This is a genomic window from Gordonia sp. WA4-43 (genome assembly GCF_020520305.1).
Classification (GTDB): Bacteria; Actinomycetota; Actinomycetes; order Mycobacteriales; family Mycobacteriaceae; genus Gordonia; species Gordonia hongkongensis.
The window spans coordinates 2,905,803-2,922,559 of the sequence record NZ_CP084736.1; the positions used below are offsets into that span (position 1 = coordinate 2,905,803).

15 protein-coding genes are annotated in these 16,757 nt (G+C 69.3%); 6 read left to right on the forward strand and 9 right to left on the reverse strand.

All coding sequences use genetic code 11. The features are described from left to right. Positions 1–156 precede the first annotated feature (156 nt). The 3 genes from LEL84_RS13020 to nadB form a co-directional block, all read right to left on the reverse strand. The gene (locus LEL84_RS13020) at positions 157–990 is read right to left on the reverse strand and encodes a hypothetical protein (RefSeq protein ID WP_226511830.1); all 834 of its coding nucleotides are present in this window, start codon (positions 988–990) and stop codon (positions 157–159) included. A gap of 179 nt (positions 991–1,169) precedes the next feature. Then, positions 1,170–2,207 (reverse strand): alpha/beta hydrolase, encoded by a 1,038-nt coding sequence (locus tag LEL84_RS13025; RefSeq protein ID WP_065630260.1) that lies wholly within the window; start codon positions 2,205–2,207, stop codon positions 1,170–1,172. 54 nt (positions 2,208–2,261) lie between these two features. Next, positions 2,262–3,911: an L-aspartate oxidase gene (nadB, locus tag LEL84_RS13030; RefSeq protein ID WP_226511831.1), complete on the reverse strand. Its 1,650-nt coding sequence runs from the start codon at positions 3,909–3,911 to the stop codon at positions 2,262–2,264. A gap of 195 nt (positions 3,912–4,106) precedes the next feature. Here nadB and LEL84_RS13035 point away from each other — a divergent pair, with 195 nt between their 5' ends. Next, entirely contained in the window at positions 4,107–5,633 is a 1,527-nt protein-coding gene (locus tag LEL84_RS13035; RefSeq protein WP_226511832.1) for an FAD-dependent oxidoreductase, read from the forward strand. A gap of 46 nt (positions 5,634–5,679) precedes the next feature. Here LEL84_RS13035 and LEL84_RS13040 read toward each other — a convergent pair whose 3' ends face one another. Then, complete coding sequence (locus tag LEL84_RS13040; protein ID WP_083207315.1) at positions 5,680–6,528, reverse strand: SDR family NAD(P)-dependent oxidoreductase; 849 nt, start codon at positions 6,526–6,528, stop codon at positions 5,680–5,682. Positions 6,529–6,850: 322 nt separating this feature from the next. Here LEL84_RS13040 and LEL84_RS13045 point away from each other — a divergent pair, with 322 nt between their 5' ends. Genes LEL84_RS13045 through LEL84_RS13055 form a run of 3 tightly spaced genes read left to right on the forward strand, consistent with a single transcriptional unit; the run spans position 6,851 to position 9,547 of the window. After that, a complete protein-coding gene (locus LEL84_RS13045) occupies positions 6,851–8,452 on the forward strand; it encodes a phytoene desaturase family protein (protein WP_226511833.1) in 1,602 nt (533 codons plus the stop codon). 15 nt (positions 8,453–8,467) lie between these two features. Further along, the gene (locus LEL84_RS13050) at positions 8,468–8,902 is read left to right on the forward strand and encodes an SRPBCC family protein (RefSeq protein ID WP_226511834.1); all 435 of its coding nucleotides are present in this window, start codon (positions 8,468–8,470) and stop codon (positions 8,900–8,902) included. Positions 8,903–8,941: 39 nt separating this feature from the next. Further along, positions 8,942–9,547 carry a flavodoxin family protein gene (locus LEL84_RS13055; protein ID WP_226511835.1) on the forward strand — a complete coding sequence of 202 codons (606 nt, stop codon included), beginning with the start codon at positions 8,942–8,944 and terminating at the stop codon, positions 9,545–9,547. A gap of 59 nt (positions 9,548–9,606) precedes the next feature. On the opposite strand, the gene LEL84_RS13060 is transcribed toward LEL84_RS13055, so the two are convergent. The 5 genes from LEL84_RS13060 to LEL84_RS13075 all read right to left on the reverse strand — a co-directional run bounded on the left by LEL84_RS13060 (position 9,607) and on the right by LEL84_RS13075 (position 13,418). Further along, positions 9,607–10,713, reverse strand: coding sequence for a hypothetical protein (locus tag LEL84_RS13060; protein WP_068971066.1), 1,107 nt, complete (start codon positions 10,711–10,713; stop codon positions 9,607–9,609). A 32-nt stretch (positions 10,714–10,745) separates the two neighbouring features. Continuing rightward, the gene (locus LEL84_RS13065; RefSeq protein WP_058253814.1) at positions 10,746–10,955 is read right to left on the reverse strand and encodes a hypothetical protein; all 210 of its coding nucleotides are present in this window, start codon (positions 10,953–10,955) and stop codon (positions 10,746–10,748) included. Between the two features lie 87 nt (positions 10,956–11,042). Continuing rightward, positions 11,043–11,144: a DUF6766 family protein gene (locus LEL84_RS24845; RefSeq protein ID WP_311199286.1), complete on the reverse strand. Its 102-nt coding sequence runs from the start codon at positions 11,142–11,144 to the stop codon at positions 11,043–11,045. Positions 11,145–11,154: 10 nt separating this feature from the next. Further along, positions 11,155–12,288 carry a hypothetical protein gene (locus tag LEL84_RS13070; RefSeq protein WP_226511836.1) on the reverse strand — a complete coding sequence of 378 codons (1,134 nt, stop codon included), beginning with the start codon at positions 12,286–12,288 and terminating at the stop codon, positions 11,155–11,157. Positions 12,289–12,374: 86 nt separating this feature from the next. Further along, positions 12,375–13,418 carry an NAD(P)-dependent alcohol dehydrogenase gene (locus LEL84_RS13075; RefSeq protein WP_065630254.1) on the reverse strand — a complete coding sequence of 348 codons (1,044 nt, stop codon included), beginning with the start codon at positions 13,416–13,418 and terminating at the stop codon, positions 12,375–12,377. Between the two features lie 196 nt (positions 13,419–13,614). Here LEL84_RS13075 and LEL84_RS13080 point away from each other — a divergent pair, with 196 nt between their 5' ends. Both LEL84_RS13080 and LEL84_RS13085 read left to right on the forward strand, forming a co-directional pair. Further along, positions 13,615–14,982, forward strand: coding sequence for an ABC1 kinase family protein (locus tag LEL84_RS13080; protein ID WP_068971069.1), 1,368 nt, complete (start codon positions 13,615–13,617; stop codon positions 14,980–14,982). Positions 14,983–15,081: 99 nt separating this feature from the next. Next, positions 15,082–16,434: a DUF3068 domain-containing protein gene (locus LEL84_RS13085; RefSeq protein WP_065630252.1), complete on the forward strand. Its 1,353-nt coding sequence runs from the start codon at positions 15,082–15,084 to the stop codon at positions 16,432–16,434. Positions 16,435–16,757: the final 323 nt, after the last annotated feature.

Below are 16,757 nucleotides of genomic sequence, written 5' to 3' on the forward strand. Positions count from 1 at the left end.
CGTCCGGATACCCCTCAAGGGTATGCCCGACCAGGTATACCACCGCCGAACCCGAAACGGTACCCCCCTACCGTATGCGGAACGAACCCGTTGTGCTCGGAGCAGCCCAACTACTGCTCTCTGAGAACCAGCGGTCTCGTGGCTTTTCGGATACCCCTACGAGCGGAGTGCTGCGGCCAGTTTGGCCAGGGCGGCGGCGACCTCGTCGAGTGCGTCCCCGATGGCGGCAACACGCGCCGCGTCGAATGCCGGAGCGGTGGGGTCGGGCACGCGCACGGCCGGGACGTTCCGCGGCGCGATGCCCGTCGTCTCCGAATTCGGGACACGGACGGACGGGCCGGCCTGGCCGCTGCCTGCCTGTCCGTCGAACGATCTGCCGGGGTCCGGCGCCGGCGAGTAGGCGACGTCGTAGCCGTCGGTCCGGTGGCGTCGGCCGTGGTAGTCCTCGGCGGCCAGCGGCTCGGCATTGGTCGACCGGCGTCCGCCGCGGTACTCGTTCGGTTCGGGCTCGGCCGCCGGGGGTTGCGTCGGCAGGGCAGCCGGGTGCGAGTCGGGCAGGCGGTGCGAACCCATCCGTGACGAACCCATCTGCGGCGGCTGACGCAGCGGGTCGACGGCGTGATCAGGCGCGACGGTCTGCGGGTTGGAAGCGCTCGCGCCGGTCATCACCGACGGTGCGTGGCCGTTGCTGCGCGCATAGAAGTGCGGGCCGCCGTGCCCGGCGAAGAACACGCATCCGGCGCCCTCCGGGGACGGGACCGGGCACGGATTGCGTTCGATGAGCGACTGCGCGCGGTCGTCGAAGTCGTTCCACTCGAGCCACAGCCGGCGGTCGTGCCGCGGGTGGGTGCTCGCGTCGGTGGCGTGATTACCCCGATGGCCGATCGCCAGACGGCATTGCAGCAACCAATCGGAGTCACCCGACAGCCCCAGCGCCGCGCGTTCGGTCGGCCGGCACACCACCGTCGACCAACAGCCTTCGCCGTTCATACGGACTCCCCTTCATGCCTTGCATCGCCGCGAGATCTTCGCGCGACCACACCCGTGTGGAGCGCACGGTCGTCTTCTCGTACCCGTCGGCTTCCTGCCGCCCGGTGGCAAGCCCCCCCGGCATGCGCTTCTGCGGTGGCCCTCCCCCGGTGGCCACGGTGTGGTGAAGATCCCGCGGGTCAGTGTACGAAGCGGGCCGGTCCGGTGCCACCCTCTTGGCCCCGCGCGTCCGAACCGAGGAACGCGAGGATCCTCGCGTTCACCTCGTCCGGCTGGTCGAGGTGCAGGAAATGGCCCGCCCCGGCGACGACCGCGGCCGCACTGCCCGCCGGCAACACCTCGCGGACCGTGTCCGCAAGACGCGACTGCATGCACCCGTCGTCTGCACCATGCAAATACAATGTGGGAGAACGTGGTTCGCCCAGCCAGTCGTTCCGCAACGCGGCGTACCGAGGATGGGTCCGCAGCCTGCGGAGTGCGCGGTAGTACCCGAGCGCAGCTGTCCGATGGGCACGTGTGGGCAGCGCCGCGAGCGCGTGGTCGACGTCCAGTCGGTGGTCGGGCCGGACAGGAGTCGCCGCCGAATCGAGCAGCCAGCGGCGCCACAGGAGCGGGATGAGGCGGTCGAGAGTCCGTTCGGGCAACCACGGCAGCTGATTGAACGCGATGTACCAGCTCATCACCGCCTGACGCGCGAGCGTCTTGACGCCGTCGACCCCACCGCCGATCGAGCGCCGGACCGCCGGAACCGGCGGGACCGACATCGAGATCACCCGCGCGTACGGATTGTCGTCGCGGTGCGCCACCGCGTTCGCCGTCATCGCGCCCCAGTCGTGCCCGATCAGGACGGCGTCGGGGCCGGCTCCGACCGCGCGATGAACCGCCAGCGCATCGTAGGCCAGCGCCGCAACGTGAAAGTCGTTGTCCTCCGGTATCTCCGACGGTGCGTAACCGCGTGTGAACGGGGCGACCACGCGGTACCCGGCGCCGGCGAGTTCGGGCCCGAGGTGCCGCCACGTCCATGCCGAGTCGGGAAATCCGTGCAGGCACACGACCACCGGACCGGCCGCGGGACCCCACGCGAGCGCATGCAGGGTGATGTGTCCGAGCTCGAGGGTGATTCGTTCCGGGCCCCCGGGAACAGGGGCGCGGGAATCCGGGTCGTCGTGATCGGGGCCGCCCTCGGGCCCCGAACCGTCTGCGGAGATCTGGGTCATCGGGGTCAATCTATCTCCGACAGCACCCCGGAGGCGTCGACTTGACCGGTCCGCTCAGCCGGGCAGGCCTACGGGACGGGCCTCCCGCAGTTCGCCGTCGATGATCCGGAACACCCGCGACTCCGCCACATCGGCGGTCAACGGGAAATCCGTGCGGACATGCGCTCCGCGGGATTCGGTACGCGCGGCAGCGGCGGCGACGACCGCGGACGCGGTGAGCGTGAGTGCCGCGTCCTCGATGTCGCGTACCGAGTCGGCCGTCCGACGCGGCGCGGCGGCGAGCGTCGCGGCGACTTCGGTGAGACCTGCGGCCGACCGTCGTAGCGCGACGTGTCGCGTCATCATGTTCTGGAGCTGCTCGCGGTCCAGGACGGGGACCGGCCGCTCGACCTTCCGTTCGGCGCGTTCGGGGACCGGGATCTCGCGACGCGCGACTGCCACGGCGGCCGCGCGACGGCCCATCACCAGGCCTTCCAGCAGGCTGTTCGATGCCAGCCGGTTGGCGCCGTGCAGCCCGGTGCGCGCGACTTCGCCGGCCGCGAGCAACCCGTCGACCGCGGTGCGGGACGACTCGTCGGTCACGACCCCGCCACACAGATAGTGCGCGCCGGGGACGACCGGGATCCGTCCGGACGCGGGGTCGAGGCCGGCCGCGCGGACACCGGCGGTCACCGTCGGGAAGCGGGCCTCGAAGTCGCCGACGTCGGCGATGTCGAGATACACGCACGGGTGCCCGGTGAGCTCGATCGCGGTCTGCACCGCGTCGGCCACCACGTCGCGGGGAGCGAGATCGCCCATCGGGTGGACGCCCGCGGTGACCGACCGGCCGTCGACGTCGACGAGCCGTCCGCCCTCGCCGCGCACCGCCTCGCTGATGAGGGTCCGCCGACCCCGCGCGCCCGCGGTGTAGAGCATCGTCGGGTGGAACTGGATGAACTCGAGATCGGCCACCTGCGCCCCGGCGCGCAGTGCCAGCGCGATGCCGTCGCAGGTGGCGCCCGCCGGATTCGTGGTGGCGGCGTAGAGGTGCCCCGCCCCGCCGGTCGCGAGGAGCACGGTCGGGGCGAGGACCGACGTGGGACGGCCGTCGCGCAGGCACGCGACACCGACTGCCCGGCCGTCGTCGAGGTGGATCGCGGTGGCGATCGTGTCGTCGAGGAACCGGATCGGCGGCACGTCTCCGCCGGCGGTCTGCCGGACGGCCTCGTGCAACGCGCGCTGGATCGCGGCCCCCGTTGCGTCGCCGCCGGCGTGGATGATGCGCCGGCGGGTGTGGCCGCCCTCACGGGTGCGCAGGAGCCGACCGTCGGTGTCCCGGTCGAATTCGGCACCCCAGCCGATCAGGGCCGACACCGAGTCCCAGCCGTCGGCGAGGATGAGGCCCGACGCCGCGGCATCGGTGAGACCGCCGCCGGCGGCGACCGTGTCGGCGAGGTGGCGGTCCACGGAATCGGCGTTGTCCGAGCTTCCCGTCTCCGCGCCGGGCATCACGACCGCGACACCACCCTGCGCGTAGAACGTGGACGTGGGTTGCTCCGCATTCGCGACGTCCCAGCCCGGCCCCTTGTTGAGCACGACTACCCGGAGCCCCTCGTGGGCGGCCCACAGCGCCGCCGTCAGTCCGGCGATTCCGGCACCCACCACCACGAGGTCGGCGCGGACCGTCTCCTCGGTCCCGGTCAGTCCGCGAGTCAACCCGCTCATGTCAACCGCCTCTCGCCGCGGCTCAGGGTGCCGCCGGCCCTCCGGGCAACACCCCGGATGTGTTTTCGATTCCCAGTCGAAAACCCTACCCTGCGAGTGCGCCAACCGAAATGCTCGGCGGCCCGCCGGCTCCGATGTTTGATCGTCTCCGGCCCCGATGTTTGATCGCCTCCGGCGAGGGCAAACCCGGTCAGCATGAAAACCCTCTGGTTCGACCCCGCAGGTGAGGCAGCCCCCGAGTACCTGCCCGATGTCCGCCCGGAGACGATGCCCATCGACGTCGTCGACAGATTCGACCAGGTCATCGTCGGAGGTGGCATCACCGGTCTCACGACCGGGCTGCTGCTGGCCCGCGCGGGCCAGTCGGTCGCGGTCCTCGAAGCCCGGCACATGGGTGCCGCGGCGACCGGCCACACCACCGGCAAGCTCTCGCTGCTCCAGGGCACTCGACTGTCGTCGATCGCGAGCCGCCACGGCCACTCGGCCGTACAGGACTACGTCGAGGCCAACCGCGAGGGACAGGCCTGGTTGCGCCACTATCTCGAACACCGCGGCCTGCAGGTCGACGAACGCGCGGCCCTCACCTTCGCCGCCACCGCGTCCGGCGCGAAGTCGGTGGAGAAGGAGTTCGAAGCCTGCCGCGCGCATGACCTGCCCGTCGAACACGTCGACTGCCCCGAGCTGCCCTTCGACGTCCGCACTGCCATTCGCCTCGACGGTCAGGCCCAGATCGACCCGATGGTCGTGCTCCGTGCCCTGACCGACGACCTGCGCGCACACGGCGGCCACTTCTACGAGGGCGTCCGTGTGCAGGGCCTCCGCCACGGCTCACCGAACGTCCTCTCGACCGACGCCGGTGACGTCCGTGCCGACTCGGTGGTCATCGCCACCGGACAGCCCTTCCTCGACCGTGGCGGCTACTTCGCCCGGGTCCATCCCCAGCGGTCCTACGCCGCGGCGTTCACCGTCGACGGGGACATCCCCCGCGAGATGTACCTCGGCTCCGACAACCCGTCGGTCTCACTGCGGACGGTTTCCCGGCCCGGCTACGACCGCGAACTGCTCATGGTCGGCGGCTTCGGACACGAGGTGGGCCGGACGAAGTCCGAGCGACAGCATGTCCTCGACCTGATCAGCTGGACCCAGAAGCACTTCCCCTCGGCACAGATGGTCGCGCGCTGGTCGGCTCAGGACTACACGACGATCGACGAATTGCCTTATGTCGGACCGATTCTGCCGGGCGTCGTCTCGGTGCAGGTGGCGACCGGCTTCGCCAAGTGGGGCCTGACCAACGGCGTCGCCGCGGCGCTCGCAATGACGGGACGCATCCTCGGTTCCGAACCGCAGTGGTCCACGACCCTGCGCCCGTGGCGCACGACCGAGATCAGCCGCCCCGGCTCGCTGGCCTCGGCGGTGTCGGCCAACGCGCAGGTCGCGGGATACATGGCCGCCGGCTACCTGTCGCTGCTGAAGCCGACCGACGATGCACCGAAGGAAGGCGACGGCAGCGTCGGGCGTTCCGGCGTGAAGCCCGAGGGCGTGTGCACCGTGCAGGGCCAGACGCGGTCCGTCGCGCCGCTGTGCACACACCTCTACGGCGTGCTGCGGTGGAACGACGCCGAGCAGTCCTGGGACTGCCCGCTGCACGGTTCGCGATTCAGCCACACCGGCGAGGTCCTCGAAGGTCCGGCCACCCGGAACCTGGCCTCGCACAACGACTGAGCGGGACACAGCGGACCGTCGTCGGGCCCGACGACGGTTCGCCTTGTCAGGTCCGGACGACGGCCGGCGCCGAACCGGCAAGCGCGGCCTCGCCCAGCATGCGTCGGAACACCGGACCGGTCAGCGTCGCGATCGGGCGCTGCACCGCTCCGGCCAGGACGCGGACACCGACGTCGAGTGCTCGCGCGTCGAGGCCGACCGGAATGCGGTCCCGGCCGCTCAGGACCCCGTGCAGGATCGCCGCTGCCGCGGCATCCGGCCGCGTACCGGGCAGGCGACGGTTGAACCCCCGCGTCACGAAGTCCCGCACCCCGGGCGTCACGTACAACGCGCGGGCCGCGATCTCGGTGTGCACGACGCCGGGATGGACACTGTGCACCCGAACGTCGGACCCTTCGGCACGTAGCTGTAGCTGGATGGTCTCGGAGTAGCCGCGCGCGGCGAACTTCGAGGCGGAGTACGCCGACTGCGTGGGGCAACCGAGGAATCCGAAGGCGCTGGAGGTGTTCACGATCGACCCGCCGCCGGCCGCCTGTAGATGAGGGAGGAAGGCCACGGTGCCGTTCACGACGCCGCCGAGGTTCACGGCCATGATCCGCCGCGCGTATTCGTCGTCCTCCTCGAGAACGCCCGCCACCATCGTGATCCCGGCATTGTTGAACACCATGGCCGGCGGGCCGGACCGACCGACGACGGCGTCGGCATATGCGGTCATCGCATCGGCGTCGGACACATCGACCTCGTCGAGATGCACCCGGGCACCGGCGTCGCACAACCGCACCGTCTCCCGCGCCGCCGGAAGGTCGACATCGCTCAGGAACACCTCGACACCCGCACGACCGAACCGCCGCGCGAGTGCCCGGCCCATCCCCGCCCCGGCACCGGTGATCACCACCGGCCGCCCGGCGCAGCGCCGACGAAGCCGGCCATCGGAGACCTGCGGATGCCACAGTCGCGCGGGCGGAAACGCCGGGTGCAGGCGCAGCGACCGGAGTTCAGACCAGTTCGTCACCCGTGCGGACTACCCGCTTGCCCCGGCGCTACACATCGCACAGAATCGCCGGGCACGGCTGCACCTCGACCCGCGCGTCCACCGCCCGCGCATCGTCGGCGTTTACGGTCGGGGGCCGCGGGTAACCCGCGCACCGGACAGCGTGGCGTACCGGCCCGGAGCACATCGGCCGGGTGAGATCGATACGGACGAGGGGAGTCGACCGTTGAGTGTGTCGGATGCAGTGGTCGTCGGGGCCGGCCACAACGGGCTCATCGCCGCGATCCGGCTCGCCGATGCGGGCTGGGATGTCACGCTCCTCGAAGCGCAGCCCGAGGTCGGCGGCGCAGTCCGGAGCGCCGAGATCACCCCCGGTTACGTCACCGACCTGTTCAGCGCCTTCTATCCGCTCGCGGTGGCGTCGCCGGTCTTCGCCGACCTCGACCTCGCCGATCACGGTCTGGAGTGGAGCCGCGCACCGCTGGCCTTCGGCCACCCCGCTGGGCCCGACGACGTCAACGCGCCGGTCGTCTTCCCCGATGCCGCCGACACGGCCGCGCATCTGGCCACCTTCGACGAGCGTGACCGGCGCGCCTGGCTCGACCTGGTCGAGCAGTGGCAGCAACTCCGGCCCGCGATCCTCGACACCCTGTTCGGTCCGTTCCCCCCGGTCCGCGCGCTGTTGTCGCTCCTCCGCTCGCTCGGCACGGCCGACGCCCTGCGCCTGGCCCGGTTCCTGATCCTGCCGGCCGATCAGATGGTGCGTGAACTCTTCGACAGCGAGAAATCCGGTCTGCTCATCATCGGCAACTCCCTGCACGCCGACATCCCGCTCCACGCACCCGGCAGCGGATTGATGGGGTACCTGCTGACCATGCTCGGCCAGGACACCGGTTATCCCGTACCCGTGGGCGGGGCGAGCGCGCTGCCCGCGGCCCTTCGACGCCGCGCCGAGAGCGCCGGGGTGACCGTCGTCTGCGACACCCGAGTCACCCGGATCGACGTCCAGGGCGGGCGGGCCACCGGGGTCGTGGACAGTACCGGCCGCCGATGGCCGGCGAAGCGCGCCGTGCTCGCCGACGTGGCGGCGCCCACGCTCTACACCGAGCTGCTGTCGGCCGACGACGTGCCCGCGCGCGTCCTCGACGACCTGCGAACCTTCACCTGGGACACCCCGGTGGTCAAGGTGAACTACGCCCTGCGTGAGAAGATCCCTTGGCGCAGTACCAATCTCAGCGGAGCCGGCACCATCCACCTCGGCGCCGACGCGCGCAACATCGCCTACGGGACCGCCGACATCGAAACCGGCCGTGTCCCGGAGCATCCGTTCCTGCTCTTTGGCCAGATGACCACCGCGGACCCGGGCCGGTCCCCCGCGGGCACCGAAAGCGCTTGGTCCTACAGCCATCTCCCGCGCGGAGTGACCGACGACGAGGCGGCCCAGCTGCTGGCTCGCAGGATGGACGCCGTCCTCGAAGCCCACGCGCCCGGTGTCTCCGACCTCATCGTGGGACGGCACGTCCAGACCCCACACGACCTGCAGGCCGCCGACGCCAATCTCGTCCACGGGACGGTCAACGGCGGTACGGCACAACTGTTCCAGCAGTTGATCTTCCGCCCGACGCCGAACCTGGGCGGTGCGTCGACGCCGGTGGATCGCCTCTACCTGGCGGGGTCGGGAGCGCACCCCGGTGGCGGGGTCCACGGCGCCTGTGGCAACAATGCCGCGCGTGCCGCCCTCGCCTCGGACGGGTTCCGCGGATTCCCGCGAAGAGCATTCGACCGCAACATCATCCGACGACTGACCAAGACCGACAACCACCACTGAACGGAGCAGCGGAGCATGAACCGAGTCGAACGTCATACGAGTGCCACACCGGCGCAGGTCTGGTCAGTGCTGTCCAACGGCTGGCTGTACGCCTCGTGGGTCGTCGGGGCCTCCCGCATCCGCAACGTCGACCACACATGGCCGCAACCCGGATCGAAGATCTATCACTCGGCGGGGGTGTGGCCGGCCCTGCTCAACGACGAGACAGAATCCGTCGAGTCGAAGGCCGGGCTTCTCGAATTGTCGGCCGCCGGGTGGCCTTTCGGTCGCGCACGAATCCGCATGACGATCGAGAAGGACGGTGACGGTTCCCTCATCGGCATGGAGGAGTTCGTGGAGACCCCGCCGCTCAGATGGATTCCGCCGACCATCCAGGAAACCGTCATGTCGCCGCGCCTCAACGAATGCCTGAAACGGCTGGCGATGCTCGCCGAGAACCACGCGAGCTGACAGGGTTGCAACCGGGTCGGTGCGGGTACGCCTTCTGGCATGACCACAGCACTCGCCATCAACTGCACCCTCAAACCCTCTCCTGCTAAATCGAGCAGCGAGCTCATCGCCCGACACATCCTGGACGCACTCGCCGAGCAGGGCGTGACCGGGGACATCGTCCGGGCGGTGGATTTCGACATCCGGCCGGGAGTCGAACGAGACATGGGCGACGGTGACGAGTGGCCCGCGCTCTTCGAACGGGTTGCCGCCGCCGACATCCTGGTGATCGCGACCCCGACGTGGCTTGGCCACATGTCCAGCGTCACCCAGCGTGTTCTCGAACGTCTCGATGCCGAGATCTCCGAGACCGACGACGCCGGCCGCCCCGGCATGTTGGGCAAGGTGGCGATGTGCGGTGTCGTCGGCAACGAGGACGGCGCCCACAAGATCATCGCCGACGTCTTCGGCGCGCTCAACGACATCGGGTTCACGATCCCCGGACAGGGCAACACCTACTGGAACGACGAAGCCATGGGCGGCCGCGACTACAAGGACCTCGACTCGGTTCCCGACCCCGTCGACTCCGCCACCCATGCCGCCGCCCGAAACGCGGCACACCTCGCTCGACTGCTGTCGCAGAACAGCTTCCCGCCGTACGAGTGAGCAGCGGATCTACCGGACGACCTTGATCGTCTGCCGATCGTTGCCTGATGTCCTGCGGCTCAGGCCTTCTCGTCGTCCGCGAGATGACCGGCGTCCTCGGCAGCCTGGCGGCGCAGTCGCTCCCGGTATCCGTAGGTGGCCCGCAGGACGTCGTCGTAGCTGTCGGCACTGGAACCGAGGGCGCCGGCGAAGATCCCCATCGACGTCGCCAACCACGCCAGGTACACGTAATTGCGCAGCCCCACCGGATATCCGAGCTGCGAGGCGAGGAAGTTCTCCTCGATGACGATGAGCGCCGCCGTCAGTGTCGCCAGGAACAGCCCGGCGTACAGCACCACCGCACTGAACACGACGGTGCACACCGTCGTCATGTTGTAGAGGCGCGCACGCGGTTTCGCGGTGACGGTCACCCGTTCCCACAGGCGATTGTTGACGATGAGCCATAGCGAGGCGAGCACCAACGACAGCAGGGTGATGGCGGCGAGACGCCACGCACTCAACGCATTCGCCATCGACCAGATCGTGGAGAAGAAGATGCCGAACGACGCCGCGGCCGCTGCTGCGGCGGTCATGCCGGTGAGGGTTGGGATCAACCGCCACGGTCGATTTCCCCGAACCATCCCGGCCATCAACTTCAGACGACGCGAATAGCCTTCGGCGCACACGTATTCGGTGTCGCCGTCGCCGATGACGACGATGCCGCGCTGCTCCTCGAACTCGCGCATGGACCCCGCACCGGTCACCGTCTCGGCGATGGTCGAGATCAAGGTCCGCAGCGCTCGCCGGGGAGCAGATCCGAGAGCTGGGAGCGAGACGACGGCGGCGTTGCGTTCGCGGTCGAGTTCGGCCAGCACCACGAGATTTCGTGGGCTGCGATCGTTGCCGTCGGCGTCCCGCGGCTTGTACAGCCGCGGCATCTCGGTGACGAACACGATCACCTCGTCGGCCGAGTCATCCGTGCCCCAGACGGTCTCCAAGTCACCGCGCGGCGTCATCTGCAGTGTGGTGTCCCTCGTGACGGTGTGTCCGCGGTACTCCAGTGACAGCTCGTCGGCGATCTGCTCGAAGCGGTCCTCACCGCGCTCGATCAGGGCGGCCGGAAGACCGTGTTCGGCGACGATCCGCAGCGCTCCGGCGCGCCGCGGATCGTCGTTCTCGGTGGTCATGTGCGTCTCTGCCGTCATGATCAGGCGGGGCCTCAGTCCGGCGGCTCGGACTCCCCCGCCGCAGGGGAGTCCGGGTTGTCCTCGTCGTCGCGGGCGGTGGCGGCGGAAGGGTCCACCTGCTCGTCCGTGTCGGGTTCGTCGACGGTCCGCTCCTCGAGTTCGTCGACCTTGCGTCGAGCATCATCCGGCGTCGCCTCGGGCGTGCCGGTTTCGGCTGGTTCCATGGGCAATTCCTCAGACATCAGATTCATCGATCCTTCGGTCGGTGTCTCGCGATGGAGCCTCTGTCGCATGTCCGTTTTCCCGGTGACGGCAAGACGTAAACGCGATCACGCCCCGGTCGCCAGATGTGGATCGGCCACCGGCTCGGACTCGGCCGAACCGCGTTGACGCAGAACGACCGACAAGACGACGATCGCCGCCACCAGCACTCACCCCGTCTCAGTCGTCGGCGGACGTCCTCGGCGCATAGCGAAGGACCGCTCCGATCCCGTCGCGCGGGGCAACGCGCTCGTCGATCCGGACCAGATCGGCGCCGGTGAGAACCGCCGCCACCGGCAGGGCCTCGTCGGCACGCAGCGTACGTTCCGGGGCCAGGCCCAGCTCAGAGAGGTTCTCCGCCGTCGGCGCGATCGTGGCGAGGCCCCCCGCGGCGTCTCCGCCGTCGAAGACCGTCGCATCGCCGAGGTCGCCGATGATCAGCGTCTCGACCTCGCCGTTACGCAACGCCCCGCACACGGCCGTCAGTCCTTCGACCGCGACGGCCGGGCGATGCCCGAGTCCTGCCTGCAGACTCTCCGCCGCGTCGGCCATCGTGCGATTCTGGCGCAGCTCGAGTTCGGTGGTCACCGCCTTGCGGACGTCGTCGTCGGCGATGCCGCTGTCCCGGGCGCCGAGTTGGAGGTCGACCAGTCGCTCGGCGAGCCGCTCGGGAGCCGTTGAACGCAGATCCGACATCGACGAGAGCTCACCGATCACGAACACGAGCTCGGGGTTGTCCGAGTCGACGATCGCGGTCAGCCGGTCGGCGATCTGACGAATGTTCTTGCGGTTCTGCTCGTCGCTGCGCTGCTGCGGGTCCCCATACCCGGGCGATTCCGCACCGGCGGCGTGGTGGATCGGATAGCCCTCTTTCTCAACGCTTTCGCGCATCAACGAGGATCCGCCGGCTTCGAAGAGCTCGATGTCGGCGCCGGCGTGATCGACCGCGGCGATCACGTGTCTCGGGGCACTCGTGCCGTGTTCGACCAGCGGAACCAGGTAGGGCACCGGCGAATACCGTGCCACGGATGTGACCGGTGGTCGGATGAGGTGTTGGTCGAGGAGGACACCGTCGGGACCGGCGATCACCGCACGGCCACTGGGCCCGACGGCCGGCGCCCCGTCGAGCAGGGCATTGCCGATCGACTCCACCACCGCCGCGTCGGCCCCCGCCGACTCGAGTTCCTCCCGCAGGGCTCGCCACCGGAGTTCCATCGTGTGGGCGGCGTCCTCGGTGTTGTGCGAGTCGTCGATGTAGATGGTGGCGAACGGACCGGTTGCAGTTGCCAGCTCGCGGAATCGGGTCGAATTCATGCGCGGCCTCCTTGCCTGTCGTCGGGGCACGTCGACTCCCTCGACGGGTGCCCACCGGATTCAGGCCGCAAACATGACGCACACCCCTACAGCGTCGAGGTGTCGATCACGAAGCGGTAGCGCACATCCGACGCCACGACGCGGTCGTAGGCCTCGTTGATCCGGTCGGCGGAGATCACCTCGATCTCGGCGCCGATGCCGTGCTCGGCGCAGAAGTCCAGCATCTCCTGGGTCTGCGCGATGCCGCCGATCATCGAACCCGCGAAACTGCGCCGCTTGCCGATCAGCGCGCCCGCCGGGACCTCGATCGGATGTTCGGGGAGACCGAGTTCCACGAGTGTGCCGTCGAGGGCGAGCATGCCCAGGTACTTGCCGATCGGAAGATTCGCCGACACGGTGTTCAGGATCAGGTCGAAGGTGCTGCGGAGTTCCCGGAAGGTCTGCGGGTCGCTGGTCGCGTGATAGTGGTCGGCGCCGAGCCGCAGACCGTCCTCCATCTTCTTCAGCGACTGGGACACCACGGTCACCTCCGCACCCAGTGCGTGCGCGATCTTCACGCCCACGTGGCCGAGCCCGCCGAGTCCGACGATCGCGACCTTCTTGCCGGGTCCCGCGCCCCAGTGCCGCAGCGGTGAGTAGAGGGTGATGCCCGCACACAACAACGGTGCGGCCTCGTCGAGTGCGATGCCGTCCGGAATCCGGAGGACGTAGTTCTCGTCGACGACGATCGAGGTGCTGTAGCCGCCGTGCGTCGGCGACCCGTCGCGTCCGACGGCGTTGTAGGTCCCCACGTTGCCTCGCTCGCAGTACTGCTCCTCGCCGAGGCGGCACGGTTCGCACTCACGGCACGAGTCGACGAAACAACCCACGCCGACCCGGTCACCCACGGCATACCGGGTGACGGACTCGCCGACGGCCGCGACCGTCCCGGCGATCTCGTGGCCGGGGACCACCGGGAACCTCGTCCCGCCCCACTCGTCGCGCGCCGTGTGGATGTCGGAATGACAGATCCCGGCGAACGCGATGTCGATCGACACGTCGTTCGGACCGAGATCACGCCGCTCGATGGTGGTCGGTTCGAGCGGGCGATCGGCTGCCGGCGCGATGTAGGCGTTGACCGTGGTGGGCATGCAGACTCCTCGGTACACATTCGATGGGTGGCAGGTGGGGTGGTGCGCGACGCACCGACGACACACGAACAGATGCGGGCTGATGCATGTGTCCGACGCCGCCAGTGTGCCCCGCGCGGGCCCTCGTTGCCATAACGGCACGTCGCGGCGTCGCGGGCACTGGATCCGCCGCCGATGATCGTTACAATGACCGACGGTGACGATCAACAGCTCAGTCGACGACGGTCAGCGCACGCAGTTGCACCCGGTGTCCCCGATCGCCGAGCTCACGCGATTCGGGACGACCACCGCTCACGCGGCTGCGGGCGTCGGACGCTTCGTCCTCCACACGGCAGGCGACGCTTTACGGGGTCGCCCACCCGGCGCCGCCCGCGTCGCGCACGAGATCCGGACCACGTTCGAACACCTGGGTCCGACCTACGTGAAGCTCGGCCAGCTCATCGCCTCGAGTCCCGGCGTTTTCTCCGAATCGATGTCCACCGAGTTCGAATCGCTCCTGGACCGCGTGAAACCCGCCGACCCCGCGCTCATGCGTGCACAGTTCATCGCCGAACTGGGCCGGGCACCCGAGGAAGTCTTCGCCACGTTCGATCCGGTGCCCATCGCGTCCGCGTCGATCGCCCAGGTGCACACCGCGACCCTGCAGGGCGGCGAGGAGGTGGTCGTCAAGATCCAGCGTCCGGGCATCGCCGACCGCCTGGCGCCCGACGTCGCGATCCTCGAACGCCTCGCCGGCCTCGTCGAGATCTCCGAGTACGGGCGGATGCTCAGCGCGCGGCACGTGGTCGAGGACTTCGCGGCCGGCCTCGACGCCGAACTGGACTTCCGCATCGAGGCCGACACCATGCGCGAGTGGTTCGCCTGCCTGCAGCCGGGCCCGTACGGCGACCGAGTCCGCGTGCCGCACGTCTACGACGACTTCACGACGCAGCGCGTGCTGACCATGGAACGAATCAACGCCATCCGCATCGACGACGTCGCGGCCGTACGCGCCGCAGGCCACGACGGAGTCGCGCTGTGCCGCAACCTCCTGCTGTCCCTGCTGGACTCGGCATTCCACGGCGGGTTGTTCCATGGGGACCTGCACGCCGGGAACGTCCTCGTCGACGACGCGGGCAAGCTGGTCCTCCTCGATTTCGGCATCGTCGGGCGTTTCACCCCGCGCACCCGGCGCATACTCCGCCAGCTCGTCGTCGACCTCGTGGTCCGCGGGGACTACGAGTCCGCCGGCCGGGCGATCTTCCTCCTCGGCGCCGTCCACAAGCCGGGTTCGACGTCGCAGGGCGCGGAGGACATCAAGAAGGTGACGACTCCGTTGTCGACCACCGACCTCGGTTCGATGTCATACACCGACCTCGGGCGGCAACTCGCCGCCGTCGCCAAGGCCCACGACGCACGGCTCCCGCGTGAACTCGTCCTCGTGGGTAAGCAGTTGCTGTACGTCGAGAAGTACACGAAGCTGCTGGCGCCGCGGTGGAAGGCCATGTCCGACAAGGAGATCTACGGATACATGGCCGGCATCCTGAAGGAGGCCGAACGCGATCGTCGAGCCGCCCCGGGCTGACTCCCCGCCGCGGATCCCGGCATGTCGGACCGACTGTGGCCAACTGTGGCACACGCGACAGTTAGGGTGGGAGCGATCAGCTGATTCCAGGAGTCATACATGAGACGTTTTGTGCCGGCAGTGCTGGCCTTCTTCGGCGCTGCGTGTATCGCGGCGGCCATCGCCATACCGCTCTACCTCGTGCCGCAGTTGAAGGTGGTTCCGCTCGATCTGGACATCACCTCTGACGCGACCACGGTGGCGGCGGACGGTTCGACCGGAGAGCGCTTCCCGGCGGTGATCTTCGACCGTTGCTCGGTGTCCGAGGATCGTGCCCGCACTCTCGAGGCGCATCTCACCCAGCAGCGACGCTCGATCATCATCGAACCGTCGGACAGCCGCCAGGCGAGCCTGCAGTCGGCGCAGACCGTGCGCATCGACCGCCTGCGCGACGCCGAGGGAACCGAGACCGAACCCAGCTTCGCGGCTGCGGGCGAGACCCGCACCTGTGAGGACGGTCTGCTGACCGCGACCATCGACCGCGTGTCGGTGAACCGCAAGACCTCGGCACCCAACGGGGCGGTCAGCTCGCTGCAGCTCGAGGCGGTCCCCGAGGGCGGCAACGTCAACGACGTGTCGGTCGCCATCGACAACCGCACCGGATACCAGTACAAGTTCGGTTTCGACGTGCAGCAGCGCGACTACCCGTACTACGACCTCAACACCCGCCAGGACTGCGCGGCGAAGTTCGAGGGCGAGGAGACCATCGACGGGATCAACACGTATCACTTCGTGTGTGATGTCCCGGAGACCGATCTCTCCAACCTCCCCAACGCGCAGGGTGAAGCAGCTCTGGGCACGATGCTGACGATGCCTGCCCGCTGGTGGGGCATCACCGGGCGCGGAGTGCGGGCGAACGACCCGATCACGATGCACCGGTACGCCGCCGCGACCCGCCACGTGTGGGTCGAGCCGGAGACCGGGACCATCGTCGACGGTCGTGAGGACCAGCACCAGTACTTCAAGTCGCCCGACCAGAGCGACGCCACCCCGGAAGCGGTGCGCGAGTTCCGGATGGACGCCCTGAAGGGCACCTTCAAGTGGACCGACGACACCGTCTCCAACCAGGCGAGCAAGGCCAGCGGCTACGTCGACCAGCTGAAGGTCGGCGGCTTCTGGGTGCCGATCATCCTCGGCATCGTCGGGGTGATCCTGCTGATCGCCGCCGCGCTGCTGCTCTTCCGCGGACGCCGCGACGACAACCGGGTCGATGACACCCCGCCGCCGACGACACCGCCCGCCGACGAGCGCGACACCACGCTGATCAAGCGCGACGCACCGCCGGCCGGCGCAGCACCTGCGAGCGCCAACCCGTGGGAGCGGCCGACCGAGCAGATCCCCAAGGTCGGTGACACGCCGCCGCCCGACGACTCGGCCACGCGCACCTTCCGCAAGCAGCCGCCGCCCGAATAAGCAGCGACGCAACGACCACCGCGGGCGCATCCGGTACCACCGGATGCGCCCGCGGTGTTGTGTTTGTGGTTGAGGGGCGGTGACACACCCCTCCGCAGCCCGGCCCACCCAAGTGACCTCGACGGACGCGCGGGCACGCTTCGCGTGCACGAGCTGCTCGGCCAGCAGGGGTTGCGCGCGGCAGAGTGTCTTCCGCTCCCTGAGGAGCGCCCGGAGCTTGCGCAGGGCGCGGCCAGCCCCGCTCCCTGAGGAGCGCCCGGAGCTTGCGGAGGGCGCGGCCAGCCCCGCTCCCTGAGGAGCGCCCGGAGCTTGCGGAGGGCGCG

Coding starts and splice junctions, on each gene's coding strand:
- LEL84_RS13065 (WP_058253814.1), bottom strand. CDS start 10,955: ATGTCTGAGGAATTGCCCATGGAACCAGCCGAAACCGGCACGCCCGAG.
- LEL84_RS13070 (WP_226511836.1), bottom strand. CDS start 12,288: ATGAATTCGACCCGATTCCGCGAGCTGGCAACTGCAACCGGTCCGTTC.
- LEL84_RS13035 (WP_226511832.1), top strand. CDS start 4,107: ATGAAAACCCTCTGGTTCGACCCCGCAGGTGAGGCAGCCCCCGAGTAC.
- LEL84_RS13025 (WP_065630260.1), bottom strand. CDS start 2,207: ATGACCCAGATCTCCGCAGACGGTTCGGGGCCCGAGGGCGGCCCCGAT.
- LEL84_RS13050 (WP_226511834.1), top strand. CDS start 8,468: ATGAACCGAGTCGAACGTCATACGAGTGCCACACCGGCGCAGGTCTGG.
- LEL84_RS13055 (WP_226511835.1), top strand. CDS start 8,942: ATGACCACAGCACTCGCCATCAACTGCACCCTCAAACCCTCTCCTGCT.
- LEL84_RS13020 (WP_226511830.1), bottom strand. CDS start 990: ATGAACGGCGAAGGCTGTTGGTCGACGGTGGTGTGCCGGCCGACCGAA.
- LEL84_RS13085 (WP_065630252.1), top strand. CDS start 15,082: ATGAGACGTTTTGTGCCGGCAGTGCTGGCCTTCTTCGGCGCTGCGTGT.
- LEL84_RS13060 (WP_068971066.1), bottom strand. CDS start 10,713: ATGACCACCGAGAACGACGATCCGCGGCGCGCCGGAGCGCTGCGGATC.
- nadB (WP_226511831.1), bottom strand. CDS start 3,911: ATGAGCGGGTTGACTCGCGGACTGACCGGGACCGAGGAGACGGTCCGC.
- LEL84_RS13075 (WP_065630254.1), bottom strand. CDS start 13,418: ATGCCCACCACGGTCAACGCCTACATCGCGCCGGCAGCCGATCGCCCG.